The organism is Streptomyces sp. RB17, from assembly GCF_009604455.1.
In the GTDB taxonomy this organism is placed as follows: Bacteria; Actinomycetota; Actinomycetes; order Streptomycetales; family Streptomycetaceae; genus Streptomyces.
Genome location: NZ_WEGL01000005.1, coordinates 149,268 through 163,707 on the forward strand (window position 1 = coordinate 149,268; position 14,440 = coordinate 163,707).

A 14,440-nucleotide genomic window follows, 5' to 3' on the forward strand; every position below is an offset into this window, starting at 1 on the left:
CCTACGCGACGGCCTCGCGCGCCGTCCGCTCCACCAGGGAGACGCCCTCGCTCATGGAGGCGCTGCCGTTCGACAGCACCGCCACGAGGTACCGGTGTCCCTTCACGGTGACCTGGCCGACGCTGTTGACGTCCCAGAGGCCGGAGGTGTTGCGCTGCAGCCAGCCGTTCTTCAGCGCCCGCGGGGTGCCGGAACCTCCGACGGCCGAGACGCCCCAGGCCTGCTCGGGGACGACCTTGCCCATGAGGGTGCGGATGTAGGTCCGGGACTCCGCGTTCAGGGCGGACTTCGCGGTGGAGCCGGGCTTCCCCGCGCCGTCGCCGTCGAACACCGCTCGCAGCAGCCCTATCTGGTCGCTCGCGGTGGTCCGGGTCAGGCCCCACTTCGCGCCCGGCCCGGCCGTGGTCGAGGTCAGTCCCAGTCGCTTGTTGGCCGCCGTCAGCCCGGAGGCGTGGCCGATCGTGCGCCAGAGCGCGTCGGCCGCCGTGTTGTCGCTGCGCTCGATCATCGGCTCGGCGTGGCCGCGCTCCGCGGCGGTGAGCCCGCGTCCCGCGTCCTGTGCCTGGAGCAGCAGCGCCGCGAGGATGTCGACCTTGACGATGCTGGCGGTGTCGTACGCGCTGTCCTGCCCGCGCACCACCGGGGTGCGGCCGGCCCCGTCCAGGTCGAGCACGGCGGCCGTGGCGTGCGGGGAGACCGGAGCGGAGGCTGCCGCGGCCGGTGCCGGGTGCAGTGCGCCGACGGAGACGAGCGCCGCGACCGAGGCCAGAAGGGCGCCGGTCCGGGTGCGTGCGGTGGTGGGGGAGTGGTGAGACGGCATGGCGTCGAACGTAGGCAAAACGTGCGCCGTGCGACGTGGCAGCGGTCACCTTCGGGCCTGTTCGCGGCGAAGTGTGAGAAGAGCCACCAACGCCGCCAATGGGGCGCATCGCGACATCCGGCTCGGTCGTGCGGCGGCGTGTACCCGTGTCCGGAGCGCATGCCTCGCCTATCGTCGGCCAGACACCGACATCCGGAGTGATCATGGAAAAAGCGGATGAACTGGTTGGCGTGGCCGAGAGTGTGACGGTCGTCCCCGTCGGTGCGCCGTCCGTACGCCGCGTCCGGCCGTGGCCGCTCGGTGCCGCCGTCGTGATCGCGCTCGGTACCGCAACCGTGCTCCTCCTCACCGGCACCCGATGGGTGCAGCAGCCCGCCGTCCAGGCCTGGCGCACCGTGTGCCTCGCCATCACCGTCCAGGCACTCCCCTTCCTGCTCCTCGGCACCGCCCTGTCCGGTGCGATCAACGCCTTCGTGCCGGCCGACCTGTTCACCAGGGTGCTGCCGAAGCGTCCCGCCCTCGCCGTGCCCGTCGCCGGTGCCGCGGGCGCGGTGCTGCCCGGATGCGAGTGCGCCTCCGTCCCGGTCGCCCACAGCCTGATCCGGCGCGGTGTCACCCCGGCCGCCGCCTTCGCCTTCCTGCTCTCCGCGCCCGCCATCAACCCCGTCGTGCTGACCGCCACCGCCGTCGCCTTCCCGGGCAACCCCGCGATGGTCGCCGCGCGGCTGCTCGCCTCCCTGGCCACGGCGGCCGTGATGGGCTGGCTCTGGCTCTGGCTGGGCAGGGAGAAGTGGCTGCGGCCGTTCCAGCGGCAGCGGCACACCGGGCACCGGCACGGCCGCAGCCGCCTGCACGAGTTCCGGCTCGGCTTCCAGCACGACTTCCTGCACGCCGGTGGCTTCCTCGTCCTCGGCGCCATGGCCGCCGCCACCTTCAACGTCGCGGTGCCGCGCTCCGTCCTCGACGCCTTCTCCGGCTCGCCCTGGCTCTCGGTGCTCTTCCTGGCCGGTCTCGCCGTACTGCTGGCGGTCTGCTCGGAGGCCGACGCCTTCGTCGCCGCCTCGCTCACCGGGTTCTCCCCGGTCGCCCGGCTCGCGTTCATGGTGGTCGGCCCCATGGTCGACCTGAAGCTGATCGCCCTTCAGGCGGGCACCTTCGGGCGGGCCTTCGCCTGGCGGTTCTCCACGGCCACCACCCTCGTGGCGGTAGCCGCGAGCGTCCTGATCGGAGGCGTGCTGCTGTGAGACGCCCGGTCCAGACCCTGCTCCTGGCCCTGACCGGCATCGGCCTGCTGCACACGGCCCTCTTCACCGACACGTATCTGCGCTACGTCAAGCCCGGTCTGCGGCCGTTGCTGATCACCTCCGGCGTGGTCCTGCTGCTGCTCGGCCTCGCCGCGGCGGCCGCACGGGGCGGACAGGAGCACGCCGGCCACGACGACCACGGGCTCGGCCACGACCACTCCGGCGCCCCGCGCGTCGCCTGGCTGCTGTTCCTCCCGGCGATCAGCCTGTTCTGCTACGCGCCGCCCGCCCTCGGCGCCTACACCGCGGCACGCTCCAACGCCAGGCCCGTCGCCGTGCAGAAAGGATTCGCTCCGCTGCCCGCGACCTCACCGCTGCCGCTGACCCTCACCGACTTCACCAAGCGGGTCCAACAGGACCCCAGCCGCTCGATCAGGACCCGGCTCGTCCGGCTCACTGGCTTCGTCACCCCGGCCGAGGACGGCGACGGCTGGTACCTGACCCGCATCATCTTCACGTGCTGCGCGGCGGACTCGCAGACCGTCAAGATCCGCGTGTACGGCACCGAGGCCCCACCCGCGAACACCTGGCTCGCGGTGACCGGCACCTGGCACCCCCAGGGCACTCTCGGCACCAGGACCGCGCGGGCGGCCCTCGACGTCAAGGACACCCGGCCCATCGCCCAGCCGGTGAACGCCTTCACCGACGACCTGCCGCTCACGCCGTCCTAGGCATGCCTCTCAGCCGTCGCACCGGAACGACCCGGTGTCCGAGGCACCGGCCCGGCCGGGCCCTTCGCGGACCCGGCCCGGCGTGTCGGTGAGCAGCACGCCCGTGACCAGGGAGGGCCGGATGCGCACGGCGTGGTCCATGCCCTCCTCCGGCGCCCAGGGGGTGAGCAGCGTCCGGAGCCGGGCCAGGTCCGCGGGGTCCGTGACGAGCCGGGCGTAGCCCGTGACCACCACGCTCCAGCCGAGATGGGTGTCCGGGTCGATCGCGTCGGCCTCATAGGCGACCACCACGCCCTCGCCTCCGCCCTGCTCCGTGTGCGCGGTCAGTGCCGCGCCGTCGTGGGTGCGGATCACGATGTCGCCACCGTCGAGGACGTGATTGACCGGGCGCACGGTGGGCAGTGCCTGCCGGGTGAAGACGATCCGCCCCAGGGACACACTGTCCAGAAGCCGCAGCGCCTCCACGGGGTCGAGGTCGATGCGCCGGTGCGCCGGCCGGCGGTTACGGATCATGGGTGGCTTCTTCGCGGGTGTGTGGCTCTCCCCGACTGTCGCCGGCCCCCGGCGCGCGCGGCGGCGATCCCGGAGGCGGAGCGACACCGCGGGGGAATCGGTGCCGCTCCTGAGCCCCACTGTCGCCCTGTGCCACGCCGTCCGCCCAGTGTCCTTCGGCCCACGGCGGCTGGGCCGGACGTCCCGATTCCGCCGGTCGCAAGGGGTCGGCCGGACGTCGTCGCCGGCCTCTTCCGCGCTCGGCCCGCCCCACATCCGGATTGAGGTGCACGATGGTGGGGTGACACTCGACGGCCGGGTCCGGGAGACCGACCCGAGCCCGCTCGCCGCCCGCCCGGCGCGATCCCGCCCGGCGAGGGGTACGTGGAGTGGGTGCGGAGAAGCCGCCGGTGTGCGAGAGGAGGCGGTGACGATGAACCGAACACCTCCCACGACGGTCACCCACGCACGCCTGTGGCGCTGGCGGCGCAATCCGCTCAGGCGGCACAGCGATGTCGTCGAGGCCTGGATCGTCCTCCTGACCTGGGTGCTCGCCGTCCTCGGCGGAGCTGTCGCAGGTCTCGTGGCGGCCCAGACCGCCGGCGCGGCGTTCTCCGCCCGCCAGGCCCAGGTGCACGCAGTGTCCGCCGTGGTCACCGACGGCACGGCGCGGACCCCGGCCTCCGGGACCGGCTACGACGACGGGCGGGTGTGGGCCACCGTGCGCTGGACGGACGCCCACGGCACCGTGCACACCGACCGGACGAAGGTGGTCCCGGGCGCGCCCACCGGATCCCAGGTGACCGTGTGGACCAACCGCGCGGGCCACGTGGTCTCCGCGCCCGTCACCGGTGCCGCAGCCGATCTGCAGGCGGCTCTCACGGGTGCCCTCGTCGCCCCGTCGGCCGGCGCGGCGGTCTGGTGCGCGGGCTGGGTGGTGCGCAGCCGGCTGATCAAGCGGCGCATGGCCGAGTGGGACGAGGAGTGGAAGCAGATCGGCCCCCGGTGGGGGAACCTGAGCGGCGGCCGAGGCTGAACACGCGACACCGGTCCGCGTGCGCCGCCGGCCGCGCTCCGGGGTTCCCGCGCGCCTCCGGAGGACGGAGGGCGCCGGATCCTGACCGAACGCCAGGACGCATGTGCGCCGGGGTGGTGGATGCGCGGTGCGGCCGGTGAGATGCGGTCGGTGGTGCCGGTGAGAGGGGATGAGGCGACGGGGCGGAATGGCGGGGTGCGGAGGGGACGACACGACCGGGCGGGGAGGGCACTTCAGGGGTCGGGGGACGACACGACAGGGCGGGAAGGGCCATCCGCTTCTCGCGGATCCGGATTGCGCGGTGCACGGCTCGGGGCCGCTTCCCCGCGTCTGTTCTCGGTCCTTCCCGCCACTACCAGAACACCACGGAAACCGCCGTCCCACCAGGCCCAGGGGCCCTGCGCCGTCGTTCTCCCGGCTGGACCCGTCACCGGCGATTCCGGCACGACGGGCGCAGTGAGCCGGGCGCCCGCCCGCTGCCGTGCCGTACGGCCGTTCAGGCCTTGTGCAGGACGACGAGGAGCACCAGCAGCACGGTGGCGCCGGCGGTCGTGCCGTGGGCGACCACGGCCGTGAGCGGGAAGTGCCGCTCCGCCGTGGCGTCCCCGTGGGAGTGGCGTCCGGAACTGGGCAGCCAGCGCAGCAGCATCATGAAGCCGAACGCGGCCACGATCAGCACGACGGCGCACGCGGCCCAGGCCGAACTCCGCACGCCTCCCACCACTTAGGCGGTCCAGGCGACGAGTCCGGTCACGGCGAGGGCGACATGTCCGAGCACGAGCCACAGCGGCAGTCGCGTCACGCTGGGCGTACGCTGCCGCAGTCCACCGTGCCGGACCCACACCGTGGCGAGATATCCGCCGAGCCCGGCGGTCAGCAGCCACGCGCACAGAACCAAGACTCCCATAGGTCCCGCTCCCCCTGTCCTGTCTACGGCCGGGCCCTGTGACGGCGCCAGGGCTGCGCGGCCCAGCACACCGCACAGAGCTGGAGGAGTCCGGACATCCGTCCGTCGATTCACCCGTTGGGATGAAAAGTGGCCCGGCTGTCCCCACGGGCCGTCCGAAGGGTGCACGAGCGTGCCGTTCAGGCCCCCGTGTCGTGCGCGGCGTCGGAGCCGTCCGCCAACGGCCTCGGCTGCGCGGTCCCGCTGCGCCTGCGCTCCTCGGCTCCTCGTACGGCGACCTACGGCGGATGACGACACCGGGACCTCCACGAGCGCACCAGCCCTTTGTGGTCTTGTCCCGGACCGCCCCACCCACTTCAATGCACCTACCTCCCACAGGAGAACACCTGTCCCACACACCCAGTGAAGGGGTTCTTCTTGACCGCCCTACGCGTCACCGCCGTCACCGCGGCGGCCTGCGCCACCGTGCTCGCCGTCGCGCTGCCCTCCTGCGCGATCAACTCGTACAACGCCACGCCCGCGCCCGAACGCACCGAGGTCGGGGCGCTCGTGGCGACCTGGGACGACGACAACGACCCGGCGACCCCGGACCGCGTCGACTGGGTGTGCTCCGGCACGATGATCGACGCCGACACCTTCCTGACCGCTGCGCACTGCACCAGCGACTGGCCGGCCGGCGTCCGGTTCCACGTCTCGCTCGACCAGGACGTCCAGTCGGGACTCGACGCCGCCGCGCGGAAGTACCCGGGCGACCCGGCCGCCCAGGCGAACGCCGTCGCCGTCGAGGGCGTCGCACACACCCACCCCGACTATCCGGGCCCCGCCTCCGACCCGCACGACATCGCGGTGATCGTACTGCCCGCCGCCGAGGTCGCCTCCCGCTGGTCCTTCACCCCGGCCACGCTGCCGACCGAGAACCAACTCGGCGCGCTCGCCCCTCAAGGCCTGAACTCCACCGACTGGTTCGTGGCCGGATACGGCACCCAGGAGGCCGCCAACGGTCCGGGCGGCCAGACGCATCCCGGCGGAGGCGTCCGCATGAAGGCACCCGTGACCTTCGACGCGCTCAACAAGGCCTGGGTCCGTCTCGCCATGACGGCCCCGCAGGGCAACGGCGGTGCCTGCTACGGCGACTCGGGCGGACCCGACTTCGCGGTCATCGGCGGCAGGAACGTCCTCGCCGCCACGACCATCACCGGCGACACCCCCTGCTACGCCACCAATGTCACCTACCGCCTCGACACGCCCGGGGCCCGGGCCTTCCTGGCACCGTTCGTGACACTGCCCTGAGGACGAACGGCCCGCACCCGGCGGACCGTTGACGGTACAGGGGCGGCCGCGGAGACCAGTCGAACGACGGCGCCGGCGGTGTGGCGGAGGAACCCGCGGCCGACGGCGCGCTCCGGCACCCGCCCCTGTCTTCCCGCAGCCCCCGCGCACCCGCAGTCCGCTGTCCGCAGCGGCCGGAGGAACGGATCGGCGCAGGGTGTGAGTTGCCGTCCGGCGGGGGATCGCGCCGGGGACGGACACGGATCCGCACCGGTCGTGGTGCCAGGGGCCGGGTCAGTCGCGGGAGTTGCCGAACAGGATGCGGTAACCGATGAGCAGGACCAGGGAGCCGGCGATCGCCGCGCCCCAGGTGTAGAGGTCGAAGAAGTGCTTCTCCACCGGCCGGTCCAGGAAGTGGGCGGAGAGCCAGCCGCCGACGAAGGCGCCCGCGACGCCGATGAGGGTGGTGCCGATCAGGCCGCCCGGGTCGCGGCCGGGCAGCAGGATCTTGGCGATCGCCCCGGCGAACAGCCCGAGGATGATCCAGCCGATGATGCCCATGGTGTTGTTCCTCCCGTCGGGTCGGGATCCGCGCCCTGTGCGCCGGAGACCGACCGTGGTCTGCCTGCTCGCGCAAGCCTAGGGGCCGGTCGAGGGGGCCGGACAAGGGCTGTTGGCCGCCGGCGGGCCTCTGGTGATGACCCGTCGAGGTTCCGCTACATGATGAAGACATTGCGCAATAGAGGAACTCAGAGCAGTGTGTCGCTGAGCGGGCAGGCCTCGGACTGCGTCGTCGTCAACAACATCCACGAGGACTGGGTCCTCCGGAACGGGCCGGACCTACCCTGCCGCCCCGCGAACCCGCGCCCGGCCCCGGAGATGCCGGCCCCCGGGCCGTCCCGACGGCGTCCGACCGCCGGAGCCGGACGCCTACACTGGGTGGGCACATGTGCGTCGGCTGTGACGAGGGTGGGGACGGGAGAGGACTGTGACGGAGAGCGCCGCCGGCTTCGAGGACCCGCCCGCCGAGGTGCTGGCCGAGGCCGCCGCGGCGTTCGGCCTGCTCGCCTCCGCCGCCCGGCTGCATCTGATGTGGGCCCTGTCGCAGGGGGAGAGCGACGTCACGCATCTCGCCGACCGGGTGGGCGGAGCACTCCCCGCGGTCAGCCAGCACCTGGCGAAGCTCAAGCTCGCCGGACTCGTCCGCGCGCGCCGTGAGGGCCGACGGCAGGTCTACTACATCGACGACCCCGACGTCGTGACCCTGGTCCGGGTGATGGTGGGGCAACTGACCGCGCGCTCGACGCACACCGCCGCTGCCGTCCAGGGGCTGCGCAGGATCGGCGGCTGAGAGCAGGCTCTTGTCCCAGGAGAAACAGGCTCTTGCCCCAGGTCTATATGTCGCTCTTATATAAGGCGCGTAGACTCCCGCTCCCGTGCCGTCCCGGGCCCGTACGGCGGTCCATGAGATGCCTCACCTGTGAATCATGTGTGTATCTGTGCAGTTCGGGCCACGGGTTTGTTAGATTGCGCAACCACGCAAGCAAGGGCGGAGCGACGCGCTCCGCCCGCCCGTACATCGCCGCGGGCCGGGCCGTACACCCCACGGCCCGTCCTGAGGGCCCGACCGTTCATGGGAGTGGGAGATGAGCGACCCGTGGGACGGGCCCACCGGGCAGGCCACGCGCAGCCGTAGCGCGCGGGTGCCCGGACAGCGAACGGCCGAACCCGACGGGTCGCCCCGGCCGGGCGGACGGGCCGCGGCCCGTGCGGCTGCCCGCGGCCACGGCAGGCGGGGGCGCAGGGCGCGTCAGGTGGGCCGCGGCAGGAGGGTGCTGAAGATCCTCGGGGTAGGCCTGTCGGTGGTCATCGTGGTCACGGCCGGTGCGGGCTGGTGGTTCTACCAGCACCTGAACGGCAACATCCACAGCGTGGCGCTCGACGGCAAGGGCGGGTCCGAGAAGGCCGACGCGTTCGGCCGCACCCCGATCAACATCCTGGTCATGGGCTCGGACGGCCGGACCAGCCAGGCCGACTGCAAGCTCGGCGGCGGCTGCTCGAAGACCGGGGTGCAGAGCGGCAGCAACGCGGACGTGCAGATGGTGGTGCACATATCCGCCGACCGCTCCAACGCGACCGTGATGAGCATCCCGCGCGACACCATGACCCGGGTCCCGGCCTGCAAGGACAGTGAGACGGGCCAGTCCACGTCCGGGTACTACGGCCAGATCAACAGCGCCCTGCAGTACGGCCCCGCCTGCCAGGTGGCCACCGTCCACCAGCTCACCGGCATCCCGATCGACCACTTCGTCAAGCTCGACTTCTCCGGCGTCGTGAAGATGTCCGACGCCATCGGCGGTGTGTCCGTCTGTGTCAACGACAACGTGTACGACACCTACTCCCACCTGAAGCTGTCCAAGGGCACCCACACCCTCAAGGGTGACGCGGCCCTGGAGTTCGTCCGCTCGCGGCACGGCTTCGGCGACGGCAGCGACCTCGGCCGTACGACGACCCAGCACATCTTCCTCAGCTCGATGATCCGCAAGTTCAAGAGTGCGGGCACGCTCACCGACCCCACCGCGGTCTACGGCCTGGCCGACGCCGCGACCAAGGCGCTGACCGTGGACGACGGGCTGAACAGTGTGAAGAAGCTGATCTCGCTCGCGTCGGACGTGAACAAGGTGCCGACGAAGCGGATGACGTTCACGACGATGCAGACGGGCGCCGACCCGAACAACAAGGACCGGGTGGTCGTGGGCTCGGGCGCCAAGGCCCTGTTCGCCACCATCGCCAACGACCAGTCGCTGACCACCGGCTCCGGCAAGAAGTCCGCGGCGGCCTCGGCGACCGCGAAGGCCACCGCTCCCGCCGTGCCCGCGTCGCAGATCGCCGTCACCGTCGAGAACGGCACCACGGTCACCGGCCGCGCCTCGGACATCGCGACCACCCTGACCGACCAGGGCTTCAGCCCCGCCACGACCACGGCCAACGCGCCGAGTCCGGCGACCACCACCACGCTGACCTACGGCAGCGATCAGAAGGCGGAGGCACAGACGGTCGCCAAGTCGCTCGGTCTGTCCTCCTCGCATCTGAAGCAGGGCACCGGCAGCGGCCTGACCCTGGTCATCGGCAGCGACTGGCCCAGCGGCACCAGCTACCCGGGCGGCAGCTCCTTGCCCGCGCCGGCCGACACCAAGGCCGCCGTCGGGGGCGCCCACGCCTCCACCGCCGACCAGGCCAAGACCTGCGCCAAGGTCAGCCCCTACAAGACGGTCAGCCTGAACGGCGTCCCCATGACACCGGCCCAGGCGTACGCGGCGGCCCGCGGCAAGCCCGACTCCGACGCCTGACCGGCGGCGACCGAGCCGGCGGCCCGGTTGTACAGTTGCGCAATACTGCACGTCAGAGAGGGGTGGGCGCGATGCTCCGCAACGGACTGGAACCCTGGCACCTGCTGGTCGTGGCGATCGTCGTGATCATGCTGTTCGGCTCGAAGAAGCTGCCCGAGGCCGCCCGTGGACTGGGCAAGTCCATGCGCATCCTCAAGAGCGAGGCCAAGGCCATGAAGGAGGACGACGCCGCCCGGCCGTCCACCGCTCCCACGGTCGAGAGCGGGCCGGCCGACTGACCCGCGTCACCGCGCGGGTCAGGGGCTGGCGATGTCGAAGCCGTACCGCAGGGGCTCGGTCGTGACGGTGTAGTCGCGGCGGTACAGATACACCGCCTCGGCGCGCACGCCGCCGGGGGGTGCGGCCTCGACCTGGCAGGGGTATGTCACCTGGATCACGCGCGGCCGGTCGGAGACCTTCATCCGCAGCCCGTCCGCCGGCCCGCCCTCGAGCACGGCGGTCTCCCAACCCGTCACTTCGGTAGTCTCCACGCCGGAAAGTTTAAGGGTTGCGCAAGTTTCGAGCCCGTGAGCCGGGTCACGGACGTGGTCGCCCCGCTTCCGCGGTCTACGCGGGCCGTTGGGAGGCGGCGGCTTCGGGGCGCAGGTCGGACAGGGTCAGCGGGTGGGCCGGTGGATCGGACACGGCGATGTGGGAGGTCACCCGAAGATCGGGGCCCACGTGGAGCAACTCGCCGGGCGCCATGAGCTGCCAGTGCGGGCTCTCGTCCATGGGCTCGCTGGCCACGACGACGGACGAGCGCTCACCCAGATGCGCGGAACGCACCCGCAGATGACCGTGGCTGCCCGCGTGGTCGAGATGCCGGGATCCGTGGTGACCGCCTGCCGGGCGCCGCAGGACGTACAACTCGTGGGTGGCGGGATAGCGCAGGGCCCAGAGCTCGCGGGCGGTGACGAGGATGATGTTGAGGGCGTACAGCGGCAGGTTACCGGCGACCCATCGGGCAGCGGACACGATGCCCGCGGACACGTCCCCGCCGTGCGCCGCGGTCTCCCGCGTGACCAGGGCGAAGAAACGCTCGGAGTCGGTGTCACCGTGTACCAGCGAACGGTCCTCGCCGAGATGGCGGTCGAGCCGGTCCAGGTCCTCGATCACACCGTTGTGCGCGAACAGCCGCCCGGCCTGCTCGAAGGGATGGGTGTTGCGGACGTCCAGCCCTCCGGTCGAGGCGTAGCGGATGTGCGCGAGGAAGGTGGCCGACTCGACCTCCCGGGCCTCCCGGGCGAAGGCGCGGTCCTCGTACGCGGCGATCGCCGCCTTGTGGACCTCCGGCGTGCCGTCCGCGTCGAAGTACCCGAGCCCGGTGCCGTCGGGCTCGCGGCGGCTCTGCACACTGAGACTGTCGGGGGCGTCCAGCAGCCAGAACGTGGCGTGCGTGCGCAGCGGGGAGCTCACCAGCCCGAACAGTCGGCACACGACACCCTCCTCGAAACCCGTCTTCCGCCGAGCCCCGTCGTCCGGCGCCCCGCCCGGACGACCATGGTCCCGCGCGCCGCACGTTCGCGCACGCTCGCCGCGGACGGGATCCGGCCCACCCTCGGCATGCCTCGGTCCCGTCGACGTCTTTGTCAAGCGGCCGCGCGCAGGGCCGAGTCGAGCGCCCCGTCGATCGTCGGACGGGCGAAGGCGAAACCCGCCTTGACCAGGGCGGCCGGCACGGCGCGAGCGCTGCACGTGATGCTCGCGGTGAACTCGCCGAGCGCCGCGCGCAGGGCGAAGGCCGGGACGGCGGCGAGCGCCGGACGGTGCAGGGCGCGGCCCAGTGCCCGGGTCACCTCGCGGTTGGTGAGCGGTTCGGGAGCCGTGAAGTTGACGGGGCCGGAGAGTGCCTCGGTGCCGAGGGCGAAGCGGAGCGCCGCGATGTGGTCCGTCAGGGAGATGAACGGCCAGTACTGGTCGCCGGAGCCGAGCCGGCCGCCCAGGCCGAAGCGGAAGAGCGGGAAGAGCCGGCCGAACGCGCCGCCCTCGGCGGAGACGACCAGGCCGGTGCGCGGGTGCACCACGCGGACGCCGGCCTGCCGGGCCGGATCGGCGGCCGCCTCCCAGTCGACGCAGACGGAGGCCAGGAAGTCGTTCCCGGCCGACTCGCTCTCGTCGACGGTCCGTTCGCCGGTGTCGCCGTAGTAGCCGGTCGCGGACGCGGACACCAGGACGCGCGGCGGCTCGGCGGACGCGGCGCAGGCGCGGGCGACGGTGTCGGTGCCGCGCACCCGGCTGTCGCGGATCTCCCGCTTGTACGCGGCGGTCCACCGCTTGTCGCCGACTCCCGCGCCGGCCAGGTGGACGACGGCGTCGGCGCCGTCCAGCGCACCGGGCTCGACCCGGCCCGCGACCGGATCCCAGTGCGCGGACTCGCTGCCGTCGTGCGGGGCGGTGGCGGACCGCTCGCGGACCAGGCGGACCACCTGGTGTCCGTCCGCGAGGAGGGAGCGGGTGAGGGCCGAGCCGATGAGTCCGGTGGATCCGGTGATCACGACGCGCATGGCGTCCTCCCGAGAAGATCGTGCTTCAATTTTGAACCATGCAGGCATGGCGCACGATACACGGCTGCTTGTAGTTTCAAGTAAACCGACGAAGCCGGCCTGCCCCGGACCGTGCCGACCTGGCCCGGCGCACAAGATCCTCGGCGGCCTGCTGCCACTCGGGGTACGCGAAGTCGAACCCGGCCGCCGACAGCCGGCCCGGGACCACCCGGCGGCTCTTGAGCAGCAACTCCGTGTCCGAGCGCAGCGCGAAGGCCCCCAGTTCCGCCATCCACCGGGTCGCCGGCAGCCCCACGGGAACGCCCCGGGCCGCGCGCAGTATCCGCATGAAGTCGCGGTGCGGAAGCGGGCCGGGGGAGGCGAGGTTGACCGGGCCGTCGATGTCGTCCCGGTCGATCAGGAACTCCACCGCGCGCACGAAGTCCTCGTCGTGGATCCAGGAGACGTACTGCGCACCACCGGCGACCGGCCCGCCCAGCCCCAGCCGGACCAGTCCCAGCAGGACGTCGAAGACCCCGCCCCGGTCCGGGCTCATCACCATCGCCGAGCGCAGCGCCACCTTCCGCGTCGCCGGTGTCGGTGCCTCGCTCTGGGCGCGCTCCCAGTTCTCGGCGATGTCGACGCTGTAGGCCCAGTAGTCCGGAACTCCCTTCTCCGAGCCGCCGATCACGCCGGTCGCCTCGCCGTTCGGCGCGTCGAAGCGATGGGCGTAGATCGTCGCCGTACTCATCTGCAGCCACACGCGCGGCGGTTGCGCGGCGGCGGCGATCGCCTGCCCCACCACGCGCGCCGAGTCCACCCGTGAATCCATCATGGCCCGCAGGTTCTCCGCGGTGTAGCGACAGGAGACGCTGCGTCCGGCCAGGTTGACGACGACATCGCTGCCGTCGACCGCCTCGGCCCAGCGACCGAGCGTGGCCCCGTCCCAGCCGACCTGCCGTTCGTGCGCCGGACGCCGGGTCACCACCGTGACCTCATGACCGGCTGCCGTCAGCGCACGATCGAGAATCGTGCCGATCTGTCCGGTGCCCCCAGGCAGAACAACCTTCATCGAGCCCCCTCGGTTCGTCGCTGACAGCGTAGCGGCACATTTGAACGCGTTCAAAACAGGGGCCGAACGCGGATCCGGGCGCCCGGCAACCACCGCAGAGCGCCTTTCCGTTGACATGTGCTGCGGTAAGGTACGAGCGGTTTGGTTTAATTTTCAGCTTGAGGAGGGTCCATGCCTCAGCAGGAGCGAGCTGTCCGGACCCGACGTGCTGTTCTGGAAGCCGCCGCCACGGTGTTCGCCGAACGCGGCTACGCGGCGGCCACCATCGCCGAGATCCTCGACAGGGCCGGCGTGACCAAGGGTGCCCTGTACTTCCACTTCGACTCCAAGGCGGCGCTCGCCCGGGGTGTGCTGCAGGAGCAGATGACCACCGAGTACCACGTGCCCCGGGAACTGAGGTTGCAGGAGTGGGTGGACGCGGGCATGACCCTGGCCGAACGGCTGCCCAGGGAGCCGATGCTGCTCGCGGGGGTCCGGCTCTCGGCCGACCTGCAGGGCCGCGACGTGTTCGGCAGCGCCTGGCCGGCCTGCGCCGAGCTGACCGGCTCCCTCCTGGCGGAGGCCAAGGAACGCGGTGAGGTGCTCCCGCACGTGGTGCCCGAGGAGACCGCCCAGGTCTTCCTCGGCGGGTGGATCGGCGTGCAGTTCGTCTCCCAGGCCGTGGCGGACTGGTCCGACCTCGACCATCGTATGTCGGCCCTGTTCAACCACCTGCTCCCCGCGATCGCCGCTCCGGCCGTCCTGGTCCGCCTCGACACCGCACCCGACCGCGGTGCCAGGGTGATCGCGGAGGTCCGGCAGAAGCCGGCGGCGACTCTGGCCGGCGCCAACAGCTGATCTCGTCCTGTGCCGGCCCCTGGCGGTGCCAGTCGATGGCAACCCATACCAAACCGCTGGGTCGGTTTCTCGGCACCGATGACGACACCGACCCGTTGCCGGTCCCGGTCGCCGCTCCGCGGGCGGCCCTGGACCGGCGGACGCGATCCTGATCTGCACC

The 14,440-nt window shown here is 72.1% G+C and carries 17 protein-coding genes; 8 read left to right on the forward strand and 9 right to left on the reverse strand.

Going from position 1 to position 14,440, the window contains the following annotated elements; translation table 11 throughout:
- Position 1: 1 nt before the first annotated feature.
- Positions 2-820 (reverse strand): serine hydrolase, encoded by an 819-nt coding sequence (locus tag SRB17_RS22365; protein WP_153541546.1) that lies wholly within the window; start codon positions 818-820, stop codon positions 2-4.
- Positions 821-1,023: 203 nt separating this feature from the next.
- On the opposite strand from SRB17_RS22365, the gene SRB17_RS22370 reads away from it, so the two are divergent.
- Complete coding sequence (locus tag SRB17_RS22370) at positions 1,024-2,064, forward strand: permease (RefSeq protein ID WP_153541547.1); 1,041 nt, start codon at positions 1,024-1,026, stop codon at positions 2,062-2,064.
- Complete coding sequence (locus SRB17_RS22375) at positions 2,061-2,795, forward strand: TIGR03943 family putative permease subunit (RefSeq protein WP_323376097.1); 735 nt, start codon at positions 2,061-2,063, stop codon at positions 2,793-2,795. The genes SRB17_RS22370 and SRB17_RS22375 overlap by 4 nt, the downstream gene beginning before the upstream one ends.
- 9 nt (positions 2,796-2,804) lie before the next feature.
- Here the strand turns inward: SRB17_RS22375 and SRB17_RS22380 are convergent, their stop codons facing one another.
- Positions 2,805-3,308: a pyridoxamine 5'-phosphate oxidase family protein gene (locus tag SRB17_RS22380; RefSeq protein WP_153541548.1), complete on the reverse strand. Its 504-nt coding sequence runs from the start codon at positions 3,306-3,308 to the stop codon at positions 2,805-2,807.
- Positions 3,309-3,720: 412 nt separating this feature from the next.
- On the opposite strand from SRB17_RS22380, the gene SRB17_RS22385 reads away from it, so the two are divergent.
- The gene (locus SRB17_RS22385) at positions 3,721-4,323 is read left to right on the forward strand and encodes a hypothetical protein (RefSeq protein ID WP_153541549.1); all 603 of its coding nucleotides are present in this window, start codon (positions 3,721-3,723) and stop codon (positions 4,321-4,323) included.
- 496 nt (positions 4,324-4,819) lie between these two features.
- Here the strand turns inward: SRB17_RS22385 and SRB17_RS22390 are convergent, their stop codons facing one another.
- The gene (locus tag SRB17_RS22390) at positions 4,820-5,035 is read right to left on the reverse strand and encodes a hypothetical protein (RefSeq protein ID WP_153541550.1); all 216 of its coding nucleotides are present in this window, start codon (positions 5,033-5,035) and stop codon (positions 4,820-4,822) included.
- A 12-nt stretch (positions 5,036-5,047) separates the two neighbouring features.
- Entirely contained in the window at positions 5,048-5,230 is a 183-nt protein-coding gene (locus SRB17_RS22395; RefSeq protein WP_153541551.1) for a hypothetical protein, read from the reverse strand.
- 417 nt (positions 5,231-5,647) lie between these two features.
- Here SRB17_RS22395 and SRB17_RS22400 point away from each other — a divergent pair, with 417 nt between their 5' ends.
- On the forward strand, positions 5,648-6,520 hold the full coding sequence (locus SRB17_RS22400; RefSeq protein WP_153541553.1) for a trypsin-like serine protease: 873 nt from the start codon (positions 5,648-5,650) through the stop codon (positions 6,518-6,520).
- A 273-nt stretch (positions 6,521-6,793) separates the two neighbouring features.
- Here SRB17_RS22400 and SRB17_RS22405 read toward each other — a convergent pair whose 3' ends face one another.
- Entirely contained in the window at positions 6,794-7,060 is a 267-nt protein-coding gene (locus SRB17_RS22405; protein ID WP_153541555.1) for a GlsB/YeaQ/YmgE family stress response membrane protein, read from the reverse strand.
- A gap of 427 nt (positions 7,061-7,487) precedes the next feature.
- Between SRB17_RS22405 and SRB17_RS22410 the strand changes: the two genes are divergently transcribed.
- The 3 genes from SRB17_RS22410 (at position 7,488) to tatA (ending at position 10,127) form a co-directional block, all read left to right on the forward strand.
- On the forward strand, positions 7,488-7,850 hold the full coding sequence (locus tag SRB17_RS22410) for a metalloregulator ArsR/SmtB family transcription factor (protein WP_323376098.1): 363 nt from the start codon (positions 7,488-7,490) through the stop codon (positions 7,848-7,850).
- 295 nt (positions 7,851-8,145) lie between these two features.
- The gene (locus SRB17_RS22415) at positions 8,146-9,849 is read left to right on the forward strand and encodes an LCP family protein (protein WP_194294100.1); all 1,704 of its coding nucleotides are present in this window, start codon (positions 8,146-8,148) and stop codon (positions 9,847-9,849) included.
- A gap of 71 nt (positions 9,850-9,920) precedes the next feature.
- The gene (tatA, locus tag SRB17_RS22420; RefSeq protein ID WP_153541557.1) at positions 9,921-10,127 is read left to right on the forward strand and encodes a Sec-independent protein translocase subunit TatA; all 207 of its coding nucleotides are present in this window, start codon (positions 9,921-9,923) and stop codon (positions 10,125-10,127) included.
- An 18-nt stretch (positions 10,128-10,145) separates the two neighbouring features.
- Here the strand turns inward: tatA and SRB17_RS22425 are convergent, their stop codons facing one another.
- From SRB17_RS22425 to SRB17_RS22440, 4 genes are all read right to left on the reverse strand, one after another.
- Positions 10,146-10,379, reverse strand: a complete 234-nt coding sequence (locus tag SRB17_RS22425) for a hypothetical protein (protein ID WP_153541559.1) — start codon at positions 10,377-10,379, stop codon at positions 10,146-10,148.
- Between the two features lie 76 nt (positions 10,380-10,455).
- Positions 10,456-11,325: a class II glutamine amidotransferase gene (locus SRB17_RS22430; RefSeq protein WP_323376099.1), complete on the reverse strand. Its 870-nt coding sequence runs from the start codon at positions 11,323-11,325 to the stop codon at positions 10,456-10,458.
- Positions 11,326-11,477: 152 nt separating this feature from the next.
- The gene (locus SRB17_RS22435) at positions 11,478-12,392 is read right to left on the reverse strand and encodes a TIGR01777 family oxidoreductase (RefSeq protein WP_153541561.1); all 915 of its coding nucleotides are present in this window, start codon (positions 12,390-12,392) and stop codon (positions 11,478-11,480) included.
- A 76-nt stretch (positions 12,393-12,468) separates the two neighbouring features.
- A complete protein-coding gene (locus tag SRB17_RS22440) occupies positions 12,469-13,443 on the reverse strand; it encodes a TIGR01777 family oxidoreductase (RefSeq protein ID WP_153541563.1) in 975 nt (324 codons plus the stop codon).
- Between the two features lie 171 nt (positions 13,444-13,614).
- On the opposite strand from SRB17_RS22440, the gene SRB17_RS22445 reads away from it, so the two are divergent.
- Positions 13,615-14,280, forward strand: coding sequence for a ScbR family autoregulator-binding transcription factor (locus tag SRB17_RS22445; RefSeq protein ID WP_153541566.1), 666 nt, complete (start codon positions 13,615-13,617; stop codon positions 14,278-14,280).
- Positions 14,281-14,440 lie beyond the last annotated feature (160 nt).

Coding starts and splice junctions, on each gene's coding strand:
- SRB17_RS22370 (WP_153541547.1), top strand. CDS start 1,024: ATGGAAAAAGCGGATGAACTGGTTGGCGTGGCCGAGAGTGTGACGGTC.
- tatA (WP_153541557.1), top strand. CDS start 9,921: ATGCTCCGCAACGGACTGGAACCCTGGCACCTGCTGGTCGTGGCGATC.
- SRB17_RS22365 (WP_153541546.1), bottom strand. CDS start 820: ATGCCGTCTCACCACTCCCCCACCACCGCACGCACCCGGACCGGCGCC.
- SRB17_RS22385 (WP_153541549.1), top strand. CDS start 3,721: ATGAACCGAACACCTCCCACGACGGTCACCCACGCACGCCTGTGGCGC.
- SRB17_RS22380 (WP_153541548.1), bottom strand. CDS start 3,308: ATGATCCGTAACCGCCGGCCGGCGCACCGGCGCATCGACCTCGACCCC.
- SRB17_RS22415 (WP_194294100.1), top strand. CDS start 8,146: ATGAGCGACCCGTGGGACGGGCCCACCGGGCAGGCCACGCGCAGCCGT.
- SRB17_RS22445 (WP_153541566.1), top strand. CDS start 13,615: ATGCCTCAGCAGGAGCGAGCTGTCCGGACCCGACGTGCTGTTCTGGAA.
- SRB17_RS22405 (WP_153541555.1), bottom strand. CDS start 7,060: ATGGGCATCATCGGCTGGATCATCCTCGGGCTGTTCGCCGGGGCGATC.
- SRB17_RS22395 (WP_153541551.1), bottom strand. CDS start 5,230: ATGGGAGTCTTGGTTCTGTGCGCGTGGCTGCTGACCGCCGGGCTCGGC.
- SRB17_RS22435 (WP_153541561.1), bottom strand. CDS start 12,392: ATGCGCGTCGTGATCACCGGATCCACCGGACTCATCGGCTCGGCCCTC.
- SRB17_RS22440 (WP_153541563.1), bottom strand. CDS start 13,443: ATGAAGGTTGTTCTGCCTGGGGGCACCGGACAGATCGGCACGATTCTC.